The sequence below is a fragment of the Occallatibacter sp. FHG110214_02 genome, from assembly GCF_059115385.1.
Genome location: NZ_JBZYWK010000014.1, coordinates 1 through 16,843, shown reverse-complemented (window position 1 = coordinate 16,843; position 16,843 = coordinate 1). Strand labels below are relative to the sequence as shown.

Here is a 16,843-nt window from a genome sequence, read left to right as displayed (position 1 = left end):
TGTCACGCGGGAATAGTCTCCCTCTGAGGCTGAAGCCGGTGGCCATTCTTATAGGAGCTTTGTTGTAGGGGAGAAATCGCAGCCGACCTATCGCCAGCGGAAGATTTTGAGCGCAAGGGCAAAGGGAATGACGAGCCATGCGAAGAGGATGGCCACCGGCGCGGCAAGCTGCGGGAGTGACATGCCCTGAAGCATGTTGCCGCGGAAGGCATCAATGGCGGCAGTGAGCGGCAGCGCGCGGACAAAGGGCTGGATGATGTTGGGAAAACGCGAGGCGCTGAAGAAGATTCCTGAAAGCACCCACATGGGCATCATGGCGAGATTCATCAGGCCGGATGCGGCTTCCATGGTCTTGGCTCGCGAGGCGATGAGCAGGCCGAGCGACGAGAATGCCAGCGAGGTGAGGATGCAGAGGAAGGCCAGTTCGAGGAGTGAGCCGTGGAAGGGAACTCCGAATGCAACGCGTGCAAAACCGAGGAAGACGACTACCTCAATGACGAGCATGAGCAGGCGCGAGAGCAGGAAGGATGCGAGGTACTGCCAGCGCGGCATGGGCGAGGCCACCATGCGCTTGAGTAGCTTCTTCTGGCGGGCTTCTACGAGAGAGAAGCCGAGGCCCCAGATGGCGGAGCCCATCAGGTTCATGCCGAGCAGGCCGGGGATTACGAAGTCGATGTAGCGCGAGCCGGTTTCGTGCACTAATGCGTTGCTGGATGCAACGGCGTCGTGGCGGCCTGCGGCAGATTGAATGGCGCGGTCGGCAAGAAGGCGTGCGATGCGGGCGTCGGGGTTGGTGTCGTCGTACTTGTAGGTGACGCCTTGCGAGGTTTGCACGGCCAGCAACTGGATTGTGCCGATGGCTAGCTGGTGTGTGCCTTCTGCTTCGTCGAGCGTTTTGGCGCTGAGGCCTTTGTCTGTGGCGAGGGCTTGCGTGAGCTGCGGCGTGGTGGCGGCTATGGGCAGCACATCGGCGGGGCGGTTGCGGAAGGCGATGCCGAGACCGAGTGCAAGAAGAATCGGGAAGAGAAAGACCCAGAAGATGGCTTCCGGCTCGCGCAGGAAGAGACGGAAGCGCGTGGTGGTGAGCTGGAAGAGGGAGCTTGTCTGGAACCGGCTTGGAAGTTTACTCATCGCGCAGGTTCCTTCCGGTGAGGGCTACGAAGACGTCTTCCAGCGTTGCCGAATGCGTGCGGAATTCGCTGAGTTCTAATTGCATCTCTGCGACGGCTGCGAAGACTTGCGGGACGGTTGTGTGCAGGTCGGTGACAGAGAGTTGATGCAGTCCGGCATCGACGCGGTGCGAGTGTACGCCTTCGATGGAGGTCAGTTTGGTTACATCGACAGGCTTGCCGTCGCGGATGGCGAACTCGACGATGTGGTCGCCGCCGACGGAGGCGATGAGTTCGCGCACGGTGCCGAGGGCGATGATTTTTCCGTGGTCCATGATAGCGACGCGGTCGCAGAGGCGTTCGGCTTCATCCATGTAATGTGTGGTGAGGATGATGGTGCGTCCTGCGTGCTTGAGGTTGTCCACTAAATCCCAGAGATGGCGGCGTGCCTGCGGGTCGAGTCCTGTTGTTGGTTCGTCGAGGAAGAGCAGTTCGGGGTCGCCGACGAGCGCGCAGGCCATGGCGAGGCGTTGCTTCTGTCCGCCGGAAAGTGTGACGACGCGCGAAATGCGTTTCTCTTCGAGCTGCGCAACTCGGATGGCTTCGTCTGTATCGAGGCCGCGTTTGTAGAAGCTGCGGAAGAGGCGGATGGTTTCTTCCACGGTAAGCTTGTCGGGAAATTGCGTCTCCTGAAGCTGGATGCCGATGCGCTGGCGGAGTTCGTTGGCGCCGGTCTTCCAGTCGAGGCCGAGCAGTTTTACTTCGCCGGAGTCAGGCGGCGTGAGGCCTTCGCAGATTTCGATGGTGGTGGTTTTGCCCGCGCCGTTGGGGCCGAGGAGACCGAAGCATTCGCCGTGCTGCACTTCCAGGTTGACGCCGTTGACCGCCTGCACGTCCCCGAAGGCCTTGCGCAGGTCATGGAGCGCGAGTGATGCGCCTTGTGTCGCGGTCTTCGAGGAAGCTTGAAGTGTAGTTGAACTCACGCGGTCATTCTCGCACAGTCTTTGCAGAGTATTATGACAAAGCAGTTGCCCGGTGCTTGCCTGATCGTGCAATATGTTGGCCGTAAATAAAAGGAGATAGAATGCCCCCCACTCTGCGTCGCAATTTTTTGAAGCACGCAAGTCTGTTTGGTTCGATGGCCGGTTTGTCGGCGTTGTCTGGAGCCTCATCGTTTGCTTCTGAAGGCTTTCCGGTTGTGGAAGAGACGCTTGCGGCGCAGCAGGAAGAAGCGCCGAAGTATCACATCAAGTTTGCAGTCTGCGGCATGAGCCATGACCACATCTACGGCATGATTGGCGCCATTCAGCGGGGCGGCGGCGAGTTGGTGGCTGCGTGGGCGGGCGAGGAAGACAAGCTGGCCGTGTTCAAGAAGCGTTTTCCCGATGTGAAGGTTGCGAAGACGCAAGACGAGATTATTGAAGACCCTTCGATTCAGCTTGTGCTGAGCTCGCAGATTGCGAATGAGCGCGCGCCGATTGGCGTACGCGTGATGAAGCATGGCAAGGATTATCTTTCGGACAAGCCGGGAATCACTACGCTGGAACAGCTTGCGGAAGTGCGCAAGACGATTGCGGAGACGAAGCGGATTTACGCCATCATGTACAGCGAGCTGCTGGAAGTAAAGGCGGCGGTGCATGCGGGTGAGCTTATCAAGCAGGGCGCGATTGGCAAGGTGATTCAGACAATCAACATTGCTCCGCACCAGATCTTTCAGCATGCGGGCGATGCGGGCGGCGGCGGCGGAAGGCCGGAGTGGTTCTGGAATCCTGAGCAGTATGGTGGGATTCTTTGCGATATCGGCTCGCACCAGGTGGACCAGTTTTTGTTCTATACGGGCTGCACGGAGGCGGAGGTCGTGGCCTCGCAGATTGCGAATGTGCGGCATCCCAAGCGGCCCAGGTTCCAGGACTTTGGCGATATGATGCTGCGCGGCAACAAGGGCTTTGGCTATGTGCGGCTCGACTGGTTTACGCCGGATGGGCTGGGCACATGGGGCGATGGGCGGTTGTTCATTCTCGGCACGGATGGGTATATTGAAGTGCGCAAGTATGCGAACATCTCCGTCAGCAAGCAAGGGAACAATCTCTTTGTTGTGGATGGCAAACAGGCGCGGTATATCGATTGCAATGCAATGCCGTTGCCTTTCGGCCCGCAGTTTGTGGCCGATGTGGTGAACCGTACGCACGTTGCACAGGACCAGGCACAGTGTCTGCTGGCTGCAGAGCTTGTGATTAAGGCGCAGTGCCAGGCGAAATTCGTCACGATTGAGGAGTAACCGCTATGAAGAATTCTTCATTGCAAGATTCAAAAGGCTCAATTAGTTCGCGTCGCAAATTTATTCAGCAGGCTGCGGGTACGGTGGCGGCACTGGGCTTTCCCACGATTGTTCCTTCGAGTGTCTTCGGGCAGTATGCGCCGTCGAAGCGGATCAACGTAGGCGCGATTGGCGTGGGGCGTATCTCGCGCACGCATGACATGCCGGGCATCTGGCAGTTCGACAAGGCGCACATCATTGCTGTCTGCGATCTGGACGCGCATCGCGTAGAAGAGGGCAAGCAGCTTGTGAACGGCGTGTATGCCAAGAATACCGGCAAGGATTATGACGGCACGCTGGGCTATGCGAATTATCACGAGCTGCTGGCGAACAAGGATATTGATGCGGTGATCATCAGCACGCCGGACCACTGGCATGCGCTGCTTGCGGTTGCCGCTGTGCGTGCGGGCAAGGATGTGTATTGCCAGAAGCCTGCTTCGCTGACGATTGCGGAAGGCCGCGCGATGAGCGATGCAGTGACGGCCACGGGGCGCATCCTGCAGATAGGCAGCCAGCAGCGCTCGACGATTCAGTTTCGCTATGCGGCGGAGCTGGTACGCAATGGGCGCATTGGCGATTTGGAGCGCGTGGAGATTGGGTTGCCCGGCGACCCTGCGGGCGGCGACAAGACGCAGATGTCGGTGCCTGCGGGGTTCAACTACGAGATGTGGCTGGGCGAGACGCCGGATGTGTATTACACGGTGGACCGCGTGCATCCGCAGAAGGGATATGGCAGGCCGGGATGGCTGCGCTGCCGCCAGTTTGGCGCGGGCATGATTACAGGCTGGGGCGCGCATCACATCGACAGTGCGCATTGGGGAATGAACACCGAGTACACAGGGCCGATTGAGATTTGGGGTGAAGCGCAGTTTCCGAAAGAGGGCTTGTGGGATGTGCATGGGCCATTCAAGACGCAGGCGATCTATGCGCCGAATGATGTTTCGTCGAAGGGCGTGCACATGAGCATCAGCGGCGATTATCCGAACGGAATTAAGTTCTACGGCTCAAAGGGATGGATTTTTGTCTCGCGCGGCAATGAGAACGTGACGGGAACGGACCCTGTTGCCAAGTTGAAGGACAATACGGCGCTGGCTTCCAGCGATCCTGCGATTATCAAGTCGGTGATTGGGCCGGATGAGATTCATCTCTATGAGAGCAAGGACCAGCATGGCAACTGGCTGGATTGCATCATTACGCAGCAGCAGCCGATTTCACCCGCGGAGATGGGCCATCGCGCATGCTCGGCTTGTTTGCTGCATGACATGGCGATGGTGTTGAAGCGGAAGTTGTATTGGGATCCGGTGAAGGAGCGCTTCAAGGATGACCACGAGGCGGATAGCATGCTTTCGCGCAAGCAGCGCGCGCCTTATGTGTTGGCTTAAGCTTGTGAAAAAGCATACCTCAGGGCCAAAAGGCCCAGTCAGCATATGCTGTGCATATTGCCGGGGCTGAAGCACGGCCTGCTTAAAAGCTTTTCTTTCTGGAAGCAATGTCGTGGCTATTTTGCAGGGAAGAGGAAGCGCAGCATGGGGCATACGCGGGCAGCCCAGCTTGCTTCGTCGTGCGTGCCGCCGTGGACGCGCTCGAAGTGAAGCGTTTCGTTATCTTTCCAGCCGTTGGCTTTGAGGCGGCGCATTAGCTGTTCGGTGTTGCGCACGGTCTGGCGGCCTTCGTGGTCGCCTACGTCGAGCCACATATGCGGCTTTTCCCAGATGGCCGGGGCGTATTCGTTGACGATACCGAGGATGCTTTTGTGTGTCCACCAAACACTCGGCGACATGACTGCGAGCTTGCCGAAGAAGCTTGCATTGCGCAGTCCGAGATAAAGCGTAACGAGTCCGCCGAGGGATGAGCCGCCGAGGCCGGTGGCTTCGCGGCCAACACGGACGCGGTACTCGGAGGCAATCCACGGCATAAGCTCGCGGGTGAGCAGCTTGCCGTACTTGTCGGCTTCGCCGCCGCCTAGTTTGGAGTCGCGCTCGTGAGTGTATTCGGCAATGCGGCGCTCGCCGGTGTTGTAGATGCCGACGATGATGAGCGGCTCAACTTCACCGGCTTCAATGGCGGCGTCAGCCTGCTCGCGAACCTGCCAGGTGCGGCCTGCGAAGGACGTTCTGGGGTCGAAGAGATTCTGGCCATCGTGCATGTAGAGCACGGGATAACTGTGCTCTACATGCTGATTGTAGCCGGGCGGAAGATAGACGACGATGTCGCGGTCATCAGGCAGGTAGCGGCTCTGGAAGCCTTTGTGCAGGCGCAGCCGAGGATGAGGCGTGAGAAGATCGGATGCCGGCAGTGCCTCGGGCTGAGATCCTGATTGTATTTCCAAATTCAATTCCAAAACGCGTTACTGCCAATCCTGATTCAATCTCTGCGCGAAAGCGCCACCCGCCGTCCGCGAAGGACCGTAGTACTGTTACAGTAGCAAGAAATCAGGGGTTCTCCAACTCTCTCCGGGAGCCGAAATATACAAATGAATCGCGAATATCACCAGTGGCACTCGCCGCGGCTGGGGCGCAGTATGGAACTGCTTGTCTTTGGCCATGCGGGATTGCCTGTGCTTGTTTTTCCTACATCGGGCGGGCGTTTCTACGAGTTTGAAGACCGCGGCATGATTGGCGCGCTGGCTGACCGCATCGACGGCGGGCACTTGCAGATTTATTGCGTGGACTCCGTGGACAACGAGAGCTGGTACAACCGCCGCGTACCGCCGCGATGGAAGATTGCGCGGCATGTGCAGTTTGACGACTACCTGATTCATGAGGTGGTTCCGCTGATCCGGCAGAAGAATCATGACTCGCACCTGGTGGCGCTTGGCTGTAGCTTTGGCGGTTTTCATGCGGCGAATGTGGCGCTGCGGCATCCGGATGTATTCACAGGCATGCTGTCGATGAGCGGCGCGTTTGATATGTCGCGCTTTCTGGATGGCTACTTCGACCAGGATGTTTATTTCAATCAGCCGACACAGTTTCTTCCGAATTTGGGCGACCCATGGTTTCTGGACCGGTACCGGCGCAATACGTGGGTCTTTGGAACGGGCTGGGACGACCAGTGCCTGGGTGAAAACCAGAACATGGACCGCATCTTTAACGAGAAGGGGATTCCGCACAAACTGTATGTGTGGGATACGTGGAACTCGCATGACTGGCCGACGTGGGCGCAGATGGTGCGGCAGTATCTGTAAAACAGGGGACAGGGTACGGGGTGCAGGGTACAGAAGAGCGGGAGTTGAGCGATGAGCGAACTGAATCCTTATGAGCGGTTTCTGGATGACCGTCCGGTGGATGTGATTCTTGCTACTACGCCGAAGGCGTTAACGCAGGCGCTGGATGCGATTGGGGCGGAGAAGTCCACGGTTGCGCCTGCACCGGGCAAGTGGAGTGCGGCGGAGATTCTTTGTCACCTGGCGGATTGCGAGCTGGTGTTTGGTTTTCGGCTGCGGCAAACGCTGGCCGAAGATGCGCCCACGATTCAGCCCTTCGACCAGGACAAGTGGGCGGCTACGTATAAGGGGATTCCGGCGAGCCAGGCGCTGAATGTTTTTACGGCGTTGCGGCAGTGGAACCTTACGTTTATTCGCGCAGCGGGGCCGGAGGCTGCGGAACGTGTAATGACGCACCCGGAGCGTGGCACGATGACCTTTTACACGGTGCTGGAAACGATAGCCGGGCATGACCTGAACCATCTCGGTCAACTGCAGCGGATTGCCACGCAGTAGGCCGGAATCCGCTATGCTCAGGGCAGGAGGCGAATCGCGGCAATGAAAAAAATCGGCATACTCTTTGGCATGGAAAACAGCTTCCCCGGCGCCCTGGTGGAGCACATCAATGCGCGCAACGTTCCGGGGATTCACGCGGAGTTCGTTGAAACGGGCGCTGTGCTGATGAACAAGGCTCCGCAATATGCCGTGATCGTGGATCGCATCTCGCATGACATTCCGTTCTATCGCGCGTTCCTGAAGCATGCGGCGCTGAACGGGACGGCGATTATCAACAATCCCTTTTGGTGGTCGGCGGATGATAAGTTCTTCAACTACTCGCTGGCGGAGAAGCTTGGCGTGGCCGTTCCTCCTACGGTGATTCTGCCGCACAAGCAGCATCCTGAGGGAACGACGGACCGCTCCATGCGGAACCTTGAGTATCCGCTGAACTGGGAGAGCGTGTTCGAGTACGTTGGCCTGCACGGATTTATGAAGCCCGTGGATGGCGGCGGTTGGCGCGATGTGCATCACATCCACAATCGCGAAGAGTTTTTCCATGCCTATGACCAGTCGCGCGATTTGTGCATGGTGTATCAGAAGGCTGTGAATTTCAATGAGTACTTCCGCTGCTATGTGGTGGGGCAGAAGAAGGTGCGCATCATGGCGTACGACCCGCGCAGGCCGCATCACGAGCGGTATCTGCAGGACCCGCCGAAATATGACAAGAAGTTGTTGAAGCGCGTGGAGCAGGATGCGCTGAAGCTTTGCCAGGCGCTTGGCTATGACCTGAATACGGTGGAGTTTGCCGTTGAAGATGGCGTGCCTTATGCGATTGACTTCATGAATCCCGCGCCGGATGCAGATTTGCATTCCGTGGGGAAGGCGAGCTTCGACTGGATTGTGAAGGAAGTAGCGGACCTGGCGATTGCCAAGGCGAAGTCTGCACCGCAGCATCTGGATTTGAAGTGGGCTTCACTTTTGAAGGGCGCGGCTGAGCCGGTGAAGAAGGTCGTGAAGAAGAAGCCGGTGAAGAGCAAGGTTGTAAAGAGCAAGACGGAAAAGAAGGTTGTTGAGGGCCCGGCAGCGGATTCCACTCCTGTTGCCTGATCTCTTTTCTCTGGATTTTGATTTGGGGAGCGCACATGCGGCCAACGTTCTCGCTTGGAATTGAGGAAGAGTACCAGACGATTGATCCGGTCACGCGCGATCTGCGCTCGCACATTGAGACGGAGATGATGGCCGTGGGCAAGCTGCGGCTGCAGGAGCGCGTGAAGGCGGAGATGCACACTTCTGTCGTGGAAGTGGGCACGCGTGTTTGCCGCAACATCAACGAGGCGAAAGAAGATATTTACGACCTGCGGCGGCAGATGATTCGCCTGGCGCAGGAGCACAAGCTCAAGCTGGTGGCGGGTGCGACGCATCCGTTTGCGGACTGGCGCACGCAGCAGATTCATCCGGACCCGCGCTATCAGCAGGTAGTGAAGGAGCTGCAGCTTGCGGCGCGCGCAAATCTTATCTTCGGCCTGCATGTGCATGTGGGCATTGAGGACCGCGAGGCGGCGATTCGCATCATGAACTCAATGCGGTATTTCCTGCCTCACATCATGGCGCTGTCTACGAACTCGCCGTTCTGGCTGGGCTTGAACACTGGCTATAAGGGATACCGCGCGAAGGTTTTTGAGAACTTTCCGCGCACGGGAATTCCGGATGCGTTTGCGAGCTACAGCGAGTTTGAGAACTATGTGAACCTGCTGGTGCGCACCAACTGCATTGATAACGCGAAGAAAATCTGGTGGGATATTCGGCCGCATCCGTACTTCAACACGGTTGAGGTGCGGGCGTGCGATATTCCGTTGCGAGCGGAAGAGACGGTGGCGATTGCGGCGCTGATTCAAGCGACGGCAGCGCGTCTTTACCGGCTGCATGAGTCGAACCAGGATTTTCGGCAGTTTGCGCGGCCTCTGCTGATGGAGAACAAGTTTCGCGCGGTGCGTTATGGGCTTGATGGCAAGCTGATTGATTTCGGCAAGCAGACGGAAGTGCCGGAGCGCGAATTGATTGAAGAGTATCTTGCGTTTATTGACCCCGCGGTGGACGAGTTGGGCAGCCGCTGGGCGGTTGAGGGAATTCGCAAGATTATGCAGACCGGGACAGGCGCGGACCGGCAATTGAAAGTCTTTGAAGAGAGCAAGGGCGATTTGAAGGCTGTTGTCGATTACATGGCGCAGGAGACGCAGGAAGGTCTTTGATGCTGTTGCGCCAGAGCAAATTCAGAGTGGGCGTGTCCTTTTGAGAATTGTTGAAGGTTGCTGCTCCCTGATGGTTGCGTCAACTTGAAAGTTGTGGCTTCGGGAGACAGCAACTCAGAATTTGCTGTCGCTGTTGAGCTGCGCGGACCACTCCGCAAGCGAGGGCAGCGCACGCGGCACACGCGAGCGCCGAAGCTTGTAGCCAATTTTCTTGAGCCCGTGCAGAGGCTTGTCATCCTCAACAAACGGAATCAACGGTGCTGCGAATTTTTCCAACGCGGCTCGCTGTTGCTGGAAGCTTGCGCCATTCTGCGGGCAGTACTGCGCCCATGCGATGGAGTGGACGAAGCCTGCGGGGCCAAAGCTGTCGGAGCGAAGTATCTCTTCGACAAAGACGCGGAGGGGGCCGGCGAACTCATGCAGGGCATCGTGCAGGGCGATGATGGCTCCGGGAAGGACATGCGGCAGGAAGTCATCAAAGTCCTGCTTTGCGCCTGCATAAGTATGATCGCCGTCGATCCAGAGGAAGCGGATGGGCGCGTTCCACTGCTGCGCAATGTCATGCGAGAAGGCGCGGCGCACATCGACGACGCCAGTGACTCCTGCGGTTTCGAGATTGGCGGTGAACTCGTGGAAGGAGGTTGCGCCTTCCGTGGTTCTGTGTTCGTGGAGTTCGGTGTTGTTGAAGTTGTGCGGGTCGATGGCGACGACGGGGCCCAGTCCGTAGTGGCGGGCCACCGTGCCCAGCATCACCGTGGATTTGCCCTTGAAGCTGCCGATTTCAACAATGCTGCCATCGGGCGAGGGCAGGCAGGCTGCTGCCATGCCGAGAAAGCGGGCCTCATCTTCGAAAAGAAAGCCAGGCACGTTTTTTGCGGAGTTCCATGCCGAGTTGAGTACGGAGTCGAGGTCGGCAGGGAGAGGCATATACCTAAAAAATATCACTTTGCTTTGCACGGCTGGCGATTGGCGGGGTGTGCTTGCCGGAATTACGGCGCGCGGCTTGAAAATACCTGGATTTTTTCGTAACACGCACCATTCCCTTGCAGGGAATTTCCCGTTAATCTCAAAAGATAGGCCTTTTGCAGGCTTTCCCTTATCCCTAAGGAGCATTTCCGGACTTCACATGACTGCAACCGCATCTCGACTGCTTGCCACGCCCTATCCTGCTGAATTTTTTCAGGGTGCGCGCTCTGCTGTTACCACCTGCCTGCGCGTTCAGCCTTCGGAGAAGGTGACGCTGATTACGGACTGGCAGACCAAGTTCATTGCCGCCTCTTTGGCGGAGCAGCTTGAAGAGGTGGGCTGCGAGTGGAATGCGTTTGTGCTGGAAGACCTTGCGCCACGGCCTCTGGAAGGCATGCCGGAGCAGGTATTGGCCGATATGGAAAGCTCGCAGGTTTCGATTTTTGCAGTGCAGGTGCAGACGAACGAGCTACGCTCGCGCATGCAGATGACCGATGTGGTGAACCGTCGCAGGATGCGCCATGCGCACATGGTGAACATTACGCCGGAGGTCATGGTACAGGGCATGCGGGCCGATTTCAACCTTGTCGACCGGCTCTCGCAGCAGGTTCTGGAGCGCGTGCGGAAGGCGAAGCGGATTCGCGCGACAACGGCGGCGGGAACAAACATCGTCTCCGAGATGAACGCGAACTACAAGTGGTTCAAGACTTCGGGAATTATCTCGACAGAGAAGTGGGGCAACCTGCCGGGCGGCGAGTGTTTTACTTCACCGGAGGAAGTGAACGGCACATTCGTTGTAGACGGCGTGGTGGGCGACTGGCTCTGTGCGCGCTACGGTCTGCTGGCCGGAACGCCGCTGACGATTGAGATTGCAGAGAATCGCATTGTGAGCTGCAAGAGCGCGAATAAGCAGCTTGAGGCCGACTTCTGGGCCTATACGCATACGGATGAGAACTCGGATCGCGTGGGCGAGTTTGCGATTGGCACCAACCTCGGTGTGGAGCGCGTGATTGGAAATATCCTGCAGGATGAGAAGTTTCCCGGCATCCACATTGCGTTTGGCAATCCGTATGGAGAGCACACCGGCGCGCCGTGGCGCTCTTCGACGCACATTGATGTGGTGGGGCTTGGCTTCAACATCTGGCTCGAAACCGACGAAGGCGAAGAGCAGATTATGCGCGATGGAAAGTTTTTGATTGCGGCGTAACGGAGCAGCGTTATGGCGCAGGTGCCGGGTGGGCAGAGTACACTCAGGGTAGCGAGGGCTTTCTGGATGCCGCGATTCATGATGAGCTGGGTGAGCATGAATATGCCGGGGTTGGTTGCGCGTGCATTCACGTGGCTGGGCATTGTGCTGCTGAGCTTGACGGCAATCTCGCTGATTACCGCGCCAATTACACAACATGTGTGGACGTGGGACCGCTTTCTGCACGGCGGGTCTGACTTTGAAACCAACGGCCTTGTAATCCTGACTTCCTTGAACCTTGTGCTGGTCCTGGTCCAGTGCTGCAGAGCGAGCATGAGACAGAGCTTTGCGGTGCTGCGAACTCTCTTGTTTGCGGCTGATAGCAAAGGGGCCGAGGATTCCAGGCTGGCAAGTATGCTCTTCGCGGGGCAGGCTCACCGCATCGACGGGCCAGATATTTCCGCTTGTAATTTACAACTGCAAATCTGATTAATTTTCGAGAAGCTTCCTCGAAGGAATGGCTTGCAAAAGCTGTTCATACTTGTCACTCGCCCGGTGCGTCTAACGCGTACGGAGATGCCAATGAAGCAATCGGAAGTTTTACAAGCATGGGCCAGGATTTTGGCAGGCCGTGCTCCATCGTTATCCATTGAAATTACAAAGGAATGTCCTCTGCGATGCCCTGGGTGCTACGCGTTTGACGCGGCGCATCTGGGTGGCTCGGTTCAGTTGCGAGAGCTCTCTGACTATAAAGGGGACGACCTGGTTTTGAGAGTGCTGGCGTTGATTGACGAGGAAAAGCCGCTGCATGTTTCCCTTGTTGGTGGCGACCCCCTGGTGCGGTACCGCGAACTTGACCGGCTATTGCCGGAGATAGACCGGCGCGGGATTCATACACAGGTGGTTACCAGCGCGTTTCGCGTGATTCCGGCGGAATGGATGCAGTTGAAGAAGCTGAATGTTGTGGTGTCCATCGACGGCTTGCAGGCAGAGCACGATGCGCGCCGTAAGCCAGCCACGTACGAGCGAATTCTCAAGAACATTCAAGATGCGAAAGTGACGGTGCACTGCACAATTACTTCACAGATTGCGGGGCGTGAAGGTTATCTGGATGAGTTTCTTGCTTTCTGGACGAGCCGCACGGAGGTGACGAGGGTTTGGTTTAGCCTCTTTACGCCGCAGCGTGGAGCCACCGACCCGGAGATTCTTACGGCTAAGCAGCGAAGTGCTGTAGTGGCGGAGCTTCGGCGTTTGCGGGTGAAATATCCAAAGCTGGAGATGCCGGAGGTGGTTATCCAGGAGATTGAGACTCCGCCAGCGCGTCCGGAGCAATGTATTTTTGCGCAGACCACGAAATCATTTTCGGCAGACCTGAAGACGCATATTACTCCCTGCCAGTTTGGCGGAGACCCGGACTGCGCGCAATGCGGTTGCCTGGCCTCAATGGCGCTGGCAGCGGTGGGACACCATCGCGTGCTGGGGCGTGTGACGGCGGGGCATCTTTTCAGCATTTCGGGGCAATTTGGGAAAGGCTGGAAAAGGCTCCGGCGAGGTCGCAAGCCAGTTCCGGAGATGCAGCCAGAGTTGTCTCCATTCAATATCATCGGTTCTTGATTGTTGTAGTGATTGCATAACGAAGAAGGGAGTGTAGGAAGGACTTGGAAACTCAGGACTATCGAATCGAGGAGTTAAAGCGCGAGTTGGTTCGCTTTAGCAGGCGTTTGTATCGGCTTGGATATATGCCAGGCTTGTCGGGGAATTTGTCGGTGCAAATCGACGGCGAAAGACTGCTGGCAACGCCGACAGGAGTGAGTAAATACCTTATCCGCACCTCCGATTTGGTGATTGTTGATTATGATGGCCGGCAACTGGATGGCGAGCGCCGCGTGACCAGTGAGATAGGAATGCACCTGGCGATTTACAGGCAGCGCATGGATGTGGCGGCGGTGGTTCATTCGCATCCGCCCATTGCCACGGCGTTTGCGTGCGCGGGACGCTCGCTTGACCGCGTGCTTTGCCAGGAGGCTGTGATGACGCTGGGTGCCGTACCCCTGGCGGGCTATGCCACCACGGGCACGGACCAGGTTGCGGAGAGCCTTGCTCCGTTTGTTGCAGGGCATGAGGCAATCCTGATGGCGAACCACGGAGCGGTGACCTATGGGCGCGATTTGTCTGAGGCGTTCATCCGGATGGAAACGCTGGAGCACGTAGCGCAGATTCAGCTTGCGGCACACCAGCTTGGCTCGGAACAGACGCTTGAACAGGAGCAGACGGAGCAACTCTTTCGCGCACGGGAGCGGTATCTGCAAAATGCGGTGTAAGTGACTGCGTATGTGTTGTGGAAGAGACAGCGGTGGAGTTGGAGCTAACTGGAATGCTGCGATTTATGCAGCATCTGTGCGGGTTTCGGCATCTATGCTGTTGTTATGACTACTGCATCGACGCCCGCACTTCGTACACTTGGCAATTCTGATTTGCAACTCACCTCCATCGGCTTTGGCGCATGGGCCATTGGCGGTGGCAACTGGGATTACGGCTGGGGACCGCAGGAAGATAGCGAGTCTATTGAAGCGATTCACCGTGCGCTGGATCTTGGCGTCAACTGGATTGATACAGCCGCGATTTATGGGCTGGGGCACTCGGAAGAAGTTGTCGCCAAGGCGCTGAAGGCAACCAGCCACAAGCCGTATGTGTTTACCAAGTGCTCGATGCGCTGGGATGCGGACCGCTCGATTTACCGTTCGTTGAAGGCGGAGTCGCTGGCGGAAGAGATTGAAGCTTCACTGCGGCGGCTGGGCGTGGAGACGATTGACCTCTATCAGATTCACTGGCCGAATCCTGATGAAGAGATTGAAGAAGGCTGGGAGACGCTGGCGAAGTTCAAAGAGCAGGGTAAGCTCCGCTGGATTGGCGTTTCCAACTTCAACGTGGAGCAGATGAAGCGCGCGCAGACGATTGCGCCTGTTACCAGCCTGCAGCCGCCTTACTCCATGCTGCGGCGCGCAATTGAAACGGAGATTCTGCCATTCACGTTGGAGAATAACATCGGCGTGATTAACTACTCGCCCATGGTCTCCGGTCTGCTGACGGGCAAGATGACTGCCGAGCGCGTAGCTGCCATGCCTGCGGATGACTGGCGGCGCAAGGCGGTTGAGTTCAATGAACCGCGTCTAAGCAAGAACCTCAAGCTGGTGGATCTGCTGCGCGAGATTGGCGCAGGGCATGGCGTGCAGCCGGGCGTGGTTGCCGTGGCGTGGACGCTTCGCCATCCGGCGATTACCGCGGCGATTGTAGGCGGACGCAGCGCGGCCCAGGTCGAAGGGCTCACAGCAGCGCTGGAGTTCCGGCTCAGCGATGAGGAGTTTGCGCGGATCAATGCGTTCCTGGCAGAGAACGCGTAATAGCAGTGAGCAGCAGAGCAAAAGCCCCGGCACTCGCCGGGGCTTTTGCTCTGCTTGAGAAACTTGATTACATTGCTGCGACGAAATCAGGAAGAGCCACAGCCGCGTTGTCCTGCAGCAGGCGAGTCATTCTTGACGCCATACCCGCATACATTTCCGCAGCGCGAAAGGCATTCACGCGAACACCCTCACTTGCCTGCGTAAAACCATATTGTGCCAACCCCATCAGTACGCAGAGGCGAATCTGCATGGCATCGCTGCGCAGCGTGGCCAACAGCACGCGGTCTGCTTCCGGGCAGTTGCGGGCGGCGTAGTCGGCCATTTCCATCATGACGCCGGCGTTCTGGTACATTGCCCAGAGGCCGTGCACACCATCCATGCGTGCCCACGCGTCTTCCGCAGTGACGTTCAGGCCGTCTTTCCAAAGGAAGTTATCGCTCAGGTCGCGGGCGCTCCAATCCGCACGAAGCCGCGCTACCAGCGACTCCCAGGATTGCGTGTTACGCCGACGTGCAGCCGCGCGCCAGCGTAAGAACCAGGCGACCAAGGCTGCAAATGCCAGAATCTGCAAAATAGGTAGAATCATGACACCTTAACTCAGGATGAATTCGACACCTGATAACTACTGAAACCCTACAAAATCTTTTGTTTCAACCTACTTCAAGAGTGTGAACAAAACCCTAAAAGGAATCAAGAGCAAAATTCGCGAAGAACCAGTTTTGGGGCACCCGTTAGTGCTGTGCACCTAAGTAACGTTTCTCGGCTGGATGGCGGAAATCATGACCTCCGGTCGCCGGGCAGGGAATGGTTTTCAAGCGCAATGCGGTTTGCGTGAGCTACGCCGGAGACTCGCAGCAGAAAACTCTGCATCTGGGGGCTGAAAGCCTGGCGCGGCGCTTCTTTTTGCGCGAAGCATGCGGCCCAGTAGATAACAGAGCACAAATAGCTTACCGAAACAATCTGATCGCCGATGTGATAGTGATTTGCGACCTGCATCTGGGCGTGCAGAAGCGCGTTGGCAATGCTCAAGAGCGAGTAGACGCCCAGCCCTGTCGCAATTTGCAACTCTCTATCCTTCCAGCCCAGCGATAGCACCTGGCTTCCAGCCGCGAGAACCAGGAAGAATAATGCCCTGAGGATGGAAGAAGTCTGCTGCAAGCGCATCAGGAAGTGCCATTGTGCGGGCAGGTTGTGCAGCAGGGTGAAACCTGAAAGCGGCCACACTGCGGCCCCGGTCAACAGAATCAGTAACGCAATCGCGAAGACTGTCCAGCGTGGCAGAACTGAACGCAGCGGTTGTAATACGGACCATGCCAGCTCGACCAGCACCCCGAACTGCAGCAGGGAGTCGAGGGGCATTTCATAGAGATAGAACTGGAAGTAGTGGTCGTTGAATCGCGACTGTATCAGCAGCCCGAGCAGGTCACTGAGGATGCACCATACCGAATAACTAAGGAAGAAGGGCAATTTTCGGTAGGCGCGGCCCTTTATCAGCAGCGCAAGGAGCGCTCCTTGCGCTGCGATATCTGCCCACACAAATGTCGTATCCCACGACACGATGATTCACCTGCTCGCTAAGGAGCAAACATAATTGTTGCGCTCTGTCAGACTCAAGCGGAATGACAAGAGTTTATCAGTTTGTAGTCTCCGGTTATCCCAAAAAGGAACCGCCCGGCGGAATCGGTGCGGGCAGAACCGGTCCATTAGAAGCTACGAGAGAACCGCCCGGCGGGATAGGAGCAGGCAGCACGGGACCGCGTCCGGCGAAAGAGCCTCCCGGCGGAATCGGTGCGGGCAGAACCGGTCCATTAGAAGCTACGAGAGAACCACCCGGCGGGATGGGAGCAGGCAGCACAGGACCACGTCCGGCGAAAGAGCCCCCCGGCGGAATCGGTGCTGGCAGGACCGGTCCATT

At 57.5% G+C, this 16,843-nt stretch carries 17 protein-coding genes and 1 pseudogene; 11 read left to right on the top strand and 7 right to left on the bottom strand.

Annotated features, from left to right (window positions below; translation table 11 throughout):
* Positions 1–87: 87 nt before the first annotated feature.
* Together AC5S3R_RS13325 and AC5S3R_RS13320 are read right to left on the bottom strand one after the other, a co-directional pair.
* On the bottom strand, positions 88–1,131 hold the full coding sequence (locus AC5S3R_RS13325; protein WP_494267539.1) for an ABC transporter permease: 1,044 nt from the start codon (positions 1,129–1,131) through the stop codon (positions 88–90).
* Positions 1,124–2,092: an ABC transporter ATP-binding protein gene (locus tag AC5S3R_RS13320; protein WP_494267538.1), complete on the bottom strand. Its 969-nt coding sequence runs from the start codon at positions 2,090–2,092 to the stop codon at positions 1,124–1,126. Before AC5S3R_RS13320 ends, AC5S3R_RS13325 begins: the two co-directional genes overlap by 8 nt.
* Before the next feature lie 101 nt (positions 2,093–2,193).
* On the opposite strand from AC5S3R_RS13320, the gene AC5S3R_RS13315 reads away from it, so the two are divergent.
* Both AC5S3R_RS13315 and AC5S3R_RS13310 read left to right on the top strand, forming a co-directional pair.
* Positions 2,194–3,387 carry a Gfo/Idh/MocA family protein gene (locus AC5S3R_RS13315; RefSeq protein WP_494267537.1) on the top strand — a complete coding sequence of 398 codons (1,194 nt, stop codon included), beginning with the start codon at positions 2,194–2,196 and terminating at the stop codon, positions 3,385–3,387.
* 5 nt (positions 3,388–3,392) lie between these two features.
* Positions 3,393–4,808 carry a Gfo/Idh/MocA family oxidoreductase gene (locus AC5S3R_RS13310; protein ID WP_494267536.1) on the top strand — a complete coding sequence of 472 codons (1,416 nt, stop codon included), beginning with the start codon at positions 3,393–3,395 and terminating at the stop codon, positions 4,806–4,808.
* A 116-nt stretch (positions 4,809–4,924) separates the two neighbouring features.
* Here AC5S3R_RS13310 and AC5S3R_RS13305 read toward each other — a convergent pair whose 3' ends face one another.
* A complete protein-coding gene (locus tag AC5S3R_RS13305; protein ID WP_494267535.1) occupies positions 4,925–5,755 on the bottom strand; it encodes an alpha/beta hydrolase in 831 nt (276 codons plus the stop codon).
* A gap of 144 nt (positions 5,756–5,899) precedes the next feature.
* Between AC5S3R_RS13305 and AC5S3R_RS13300 the strand changes: the two genes are divergently transcribed.
* Genes AC5S3R_RS13300 through AC5S3R_RS13285 form a run of 4 tightly spaced genes read left to right on the top strand, consistent with a single transcriptional unit; the run spans position 5,900 to position 9,375 of the window.
* Positions 5,900–6,610, top strand: coding sequence for an esterase family protein (locus tag AC5S3R_RS13300; RefSeq protein ID WP_494267534.1), 711 nt, complete (start codon positions 5,900–5,902; stop codon positions 6,608–6,610).
* A 51-nt stretch (positions 6,611–6,661) separates the two neighbouring features.
* A complete protein-coding gene (locus AC5S3R_RS13295) occupies positions 6,662–7,144 on the top strand; it encodes a DinB family protein (RefSeq protein ID WP_494267533.1) in 483 nt (160 codons plus the stop codon).
* A gap of 42 nt (positions 7,145–7,186) precedes the next feature.
* Entirely contained in the window at positions 7,187–8,233 is a 1,047-nt protein-coding gene (locus AC5S3R_RS13290) for an ATP-grasp domain-containing protein (RefSeq protein WP_494267532.1), read from the top strand.
* 35 nt (positions 8,234–8,268) lie between these two features.
* On the top strand, positions 8,269–9,375 hold the full coding sequence (locus AC5S3R_RS13285; protein ID WP_494267530.1) for a carboxylate-amine ligase: 1,107 nt from the start codon (positions 8,269–8,271) through the stop codon (positions 9,373–9,375).
* Positions 9,376–9,489: 114 nt separating this feature from the next.
* Here the strand turns inward: AC5S3R_RS13285 and AC5S3R_RS13280 are convergent, their stop codons facing one another.
* A complete protein-coding gene (locus AC5S3R_RS13280; protein ID WP_494267528.1) occupies positions 9,490–10,302 on the bottom strand; it encodes a class I SAM-dependent methyltransferase in 813 nt (270 codons plus the stop codon).
* Positions 10,303–10,501: 199 nt separating this feature from the next.
* Here AC5S3R_RS13280 and AC5S3R_RS13275 point away from each other — a divergent pair, with 199 nt between their 5' ends.
* The 5 genes from AC5S3R_RS13275 to AC5S3R_RS13255 all read left to right on the top strand — a co-directional run bounded on the left by AC5S3R_RS13275 (position 10,502) and on the right by AC5S3R_RS13255 (position 14,928).
* Positions 10,502–11,548: an aminopeptidase gene (locus tag AC5S3R_RS13275; RefSeq protein ID WP_494267527.1), complete on the top strand. Its 1,047-nt coding sequence runs from the start codon at positions 10,502–10,504 to the stop codon at positions 11,546–11,548.
* 12 nt (positions 11,549–11,560) lie between these two features.
* Positions 11,561–12,016, top strand: coding sequence for a hypothetical protein (locus AC5S3R_RS13270; protein ID WP_494267526.1), 456 nt, complete (start codon positions 11,561–11,563; stop codon positions 12,014–12,016).
* 87 nt (positions 12,017–12,103) lie between these two features.
* Complete coding sequence (locus tag AC5S3R_RS13265; RefSeq protein WP_494267638.1) at positions 12,104–13,141, top strand: radical SAM protein; 1,038 nt, start codon at positions 12,104–12,106, stop codon at positions 13,139–13,141.
* A gap of 44 nt (positions 13,142–13,185) precedes the next feature.
* Complete coding sequence (locus AC5S3R_RS13260; protein ID WP_494267525.1) at positions 13,186–13,848, top strand: class II aldolase/adducin family protein; 663 nt, start codon at positions 13,186–13,188, stop codon at positions 13,846–13,848.
* 105 nt (positions 13,849–13,953) lie between these two features.
* Positions 13,954–14,928 carry an aldo/keto reductase gene (locus AC5S3R_RS13255; RefSeq protein ID WP_494267524.1) on the top strand — a complete coding sequence of 325 codons (975 nt, stop codon included), beginning with the start codon at positions 13,954–13,956 and terminating at the stop codon, positions 14,926–14,928.
* Positions 14,929–14,995: 67 nt separating this feature from the next.
* Here AC5S3R_RS13255 and AC5S3R_RS13250 read toward each other — a convergent pair whose 3' ends face one another.
* From AC5S3R_RS13250 to AC5S3R_RS13240, 3 genes and pseudogenes are all read right to left on the bottom strand, one after another.
* Positions 14,996–15,514, bottom strand: coding sequence for a hypothetical protein (locus AC5S3R_RS13250; RefSeq protein ID WP_494267523.1), 519 nt, complete (start codon positions 15,512–15,514; stop codon positions 14,996–14,998).
* A 191-nt stretch (positions 15,515–15,705) separates the two neighbouring features.
* On the bottom strand, positions 15,706–16,485 hold the full coding sequence (locus tag AC5S3R_RS13245) for a hypothetical protein (protein WP_494267521.1): 780 nt from the start codon (positions 16,483–16,485) through the stop codon (positions 15,706–15,708).
* A 94-nt stretch (positions 16,486–16,579) separates the two neighbouring features.
* Positions 16,580–16,843 (bottom strand): annotated as a pseudogene (locus tag AC5S3R_RS13240) (hypothetical protein); the annotation flags it as partial.

What these genes read in the sequence shown, in the direction of transcription:
- AC5S3R_RS13325 (WP_494267539.1), bottom strand. Translation starts at nt 1,131, where the DNA reads ATGAGTAAACTTCCAAGCCGGTTCCAGACAAGCTCCCTCTTCCAGCTC.
- AC5S3R_RS13315 (WP_494267537.1), top strand. Translation starts at nt 2,194, where the DNA reads ATGCCCCCCACTCTGCGTCGCAATTTTTTGAAGCACGCAAGTCTGTTT.
- AC5S3R_RS13310 (WP_494267536.1), top strand. Translation starts at nt 3,393, where the DNA reads ATGAAGAATTCTTCATTGCAAGATTCAAAAGGCTCAATTAGTTCGCGT.
- AC5S3R_RS13300 (WP_494267534.1), top strand. Translation starts at nt 5,900, where the DNA reads ATGAATCGCGAATATCACCAGTGGCACTCGCCGCGGCTGGGGCGCAGT.
- AC5S3R_RS13295 (WP_494267533.1), top strand. Translation starts at nt 6,662, where the DNA reads ATGAGCGAACTGAATCCTTATGAGCGGTTTCTGGATGACCGTCCGGTG.
- AC5S3R_RS13290 (WP_494267532.1), top strand. Translation starts at nt 7,187, where the DNA reads ATGAAAAAAATCGGCATACTCTTTGGCATGGAAAACAGCTTCCCCGGC.
- AC5S3R_RS13285 (WP_494267530.1), top strand. Translation starts at nt 8,269, where the DNA reads ATGCGGCCAACGTTCTCGCTTGGAATTGAGGAAGAGTACCAGACGATT.
- AC5S3R_RS13280 (WP_494267528.1), bottom strand. Translation starts at nt 10,302, where the DNA reads ATGCCTCTCCCTGCCGACCTCGACTCCGTACTCAACTCGGCATGGAAC.
- AC5S3R_RS13275 (WP_494267527.1), top strand. Translation starts at nt 10,502, where the DNA reads ATGACTGCAACCGCATCTCGACTGCTTGCCACGCCCTATCCTGCTGAA.
- AC5S3R_RS13270 (WP_494267526.1), top strand. Translation starts at nt 11,561, where the DNA reads ATGGCGCAGGTGCCGGGTGGGCAGAGTACACTCAGGGTAGCGAGGGCT.
- AC5S3R_RS13265 (WP_494267638.1), top strand. Translation starts at nt 12,104, where the DNA reads ATGCCAATGAAGCAATCGGAAGTTTTACAAGCATGGGCCAGGATTTTG.
- AC5S3R_RS13255 (WP_494267524.1), top strand. Translation starts at nt 13,954, where the DNA reads ATGACTACTGCATCGACGCCCGCACTTCGTACACTTGGCAATTCTGAT.
- AC5S3R_RS13250 (WP_494267523.1), bottom strand. Translation starts at nt 15,514, where the DNA reads ATGATTCTACCTATTTTGCAGATTCTGGCATTTGCAGCCTTGGTCGCC.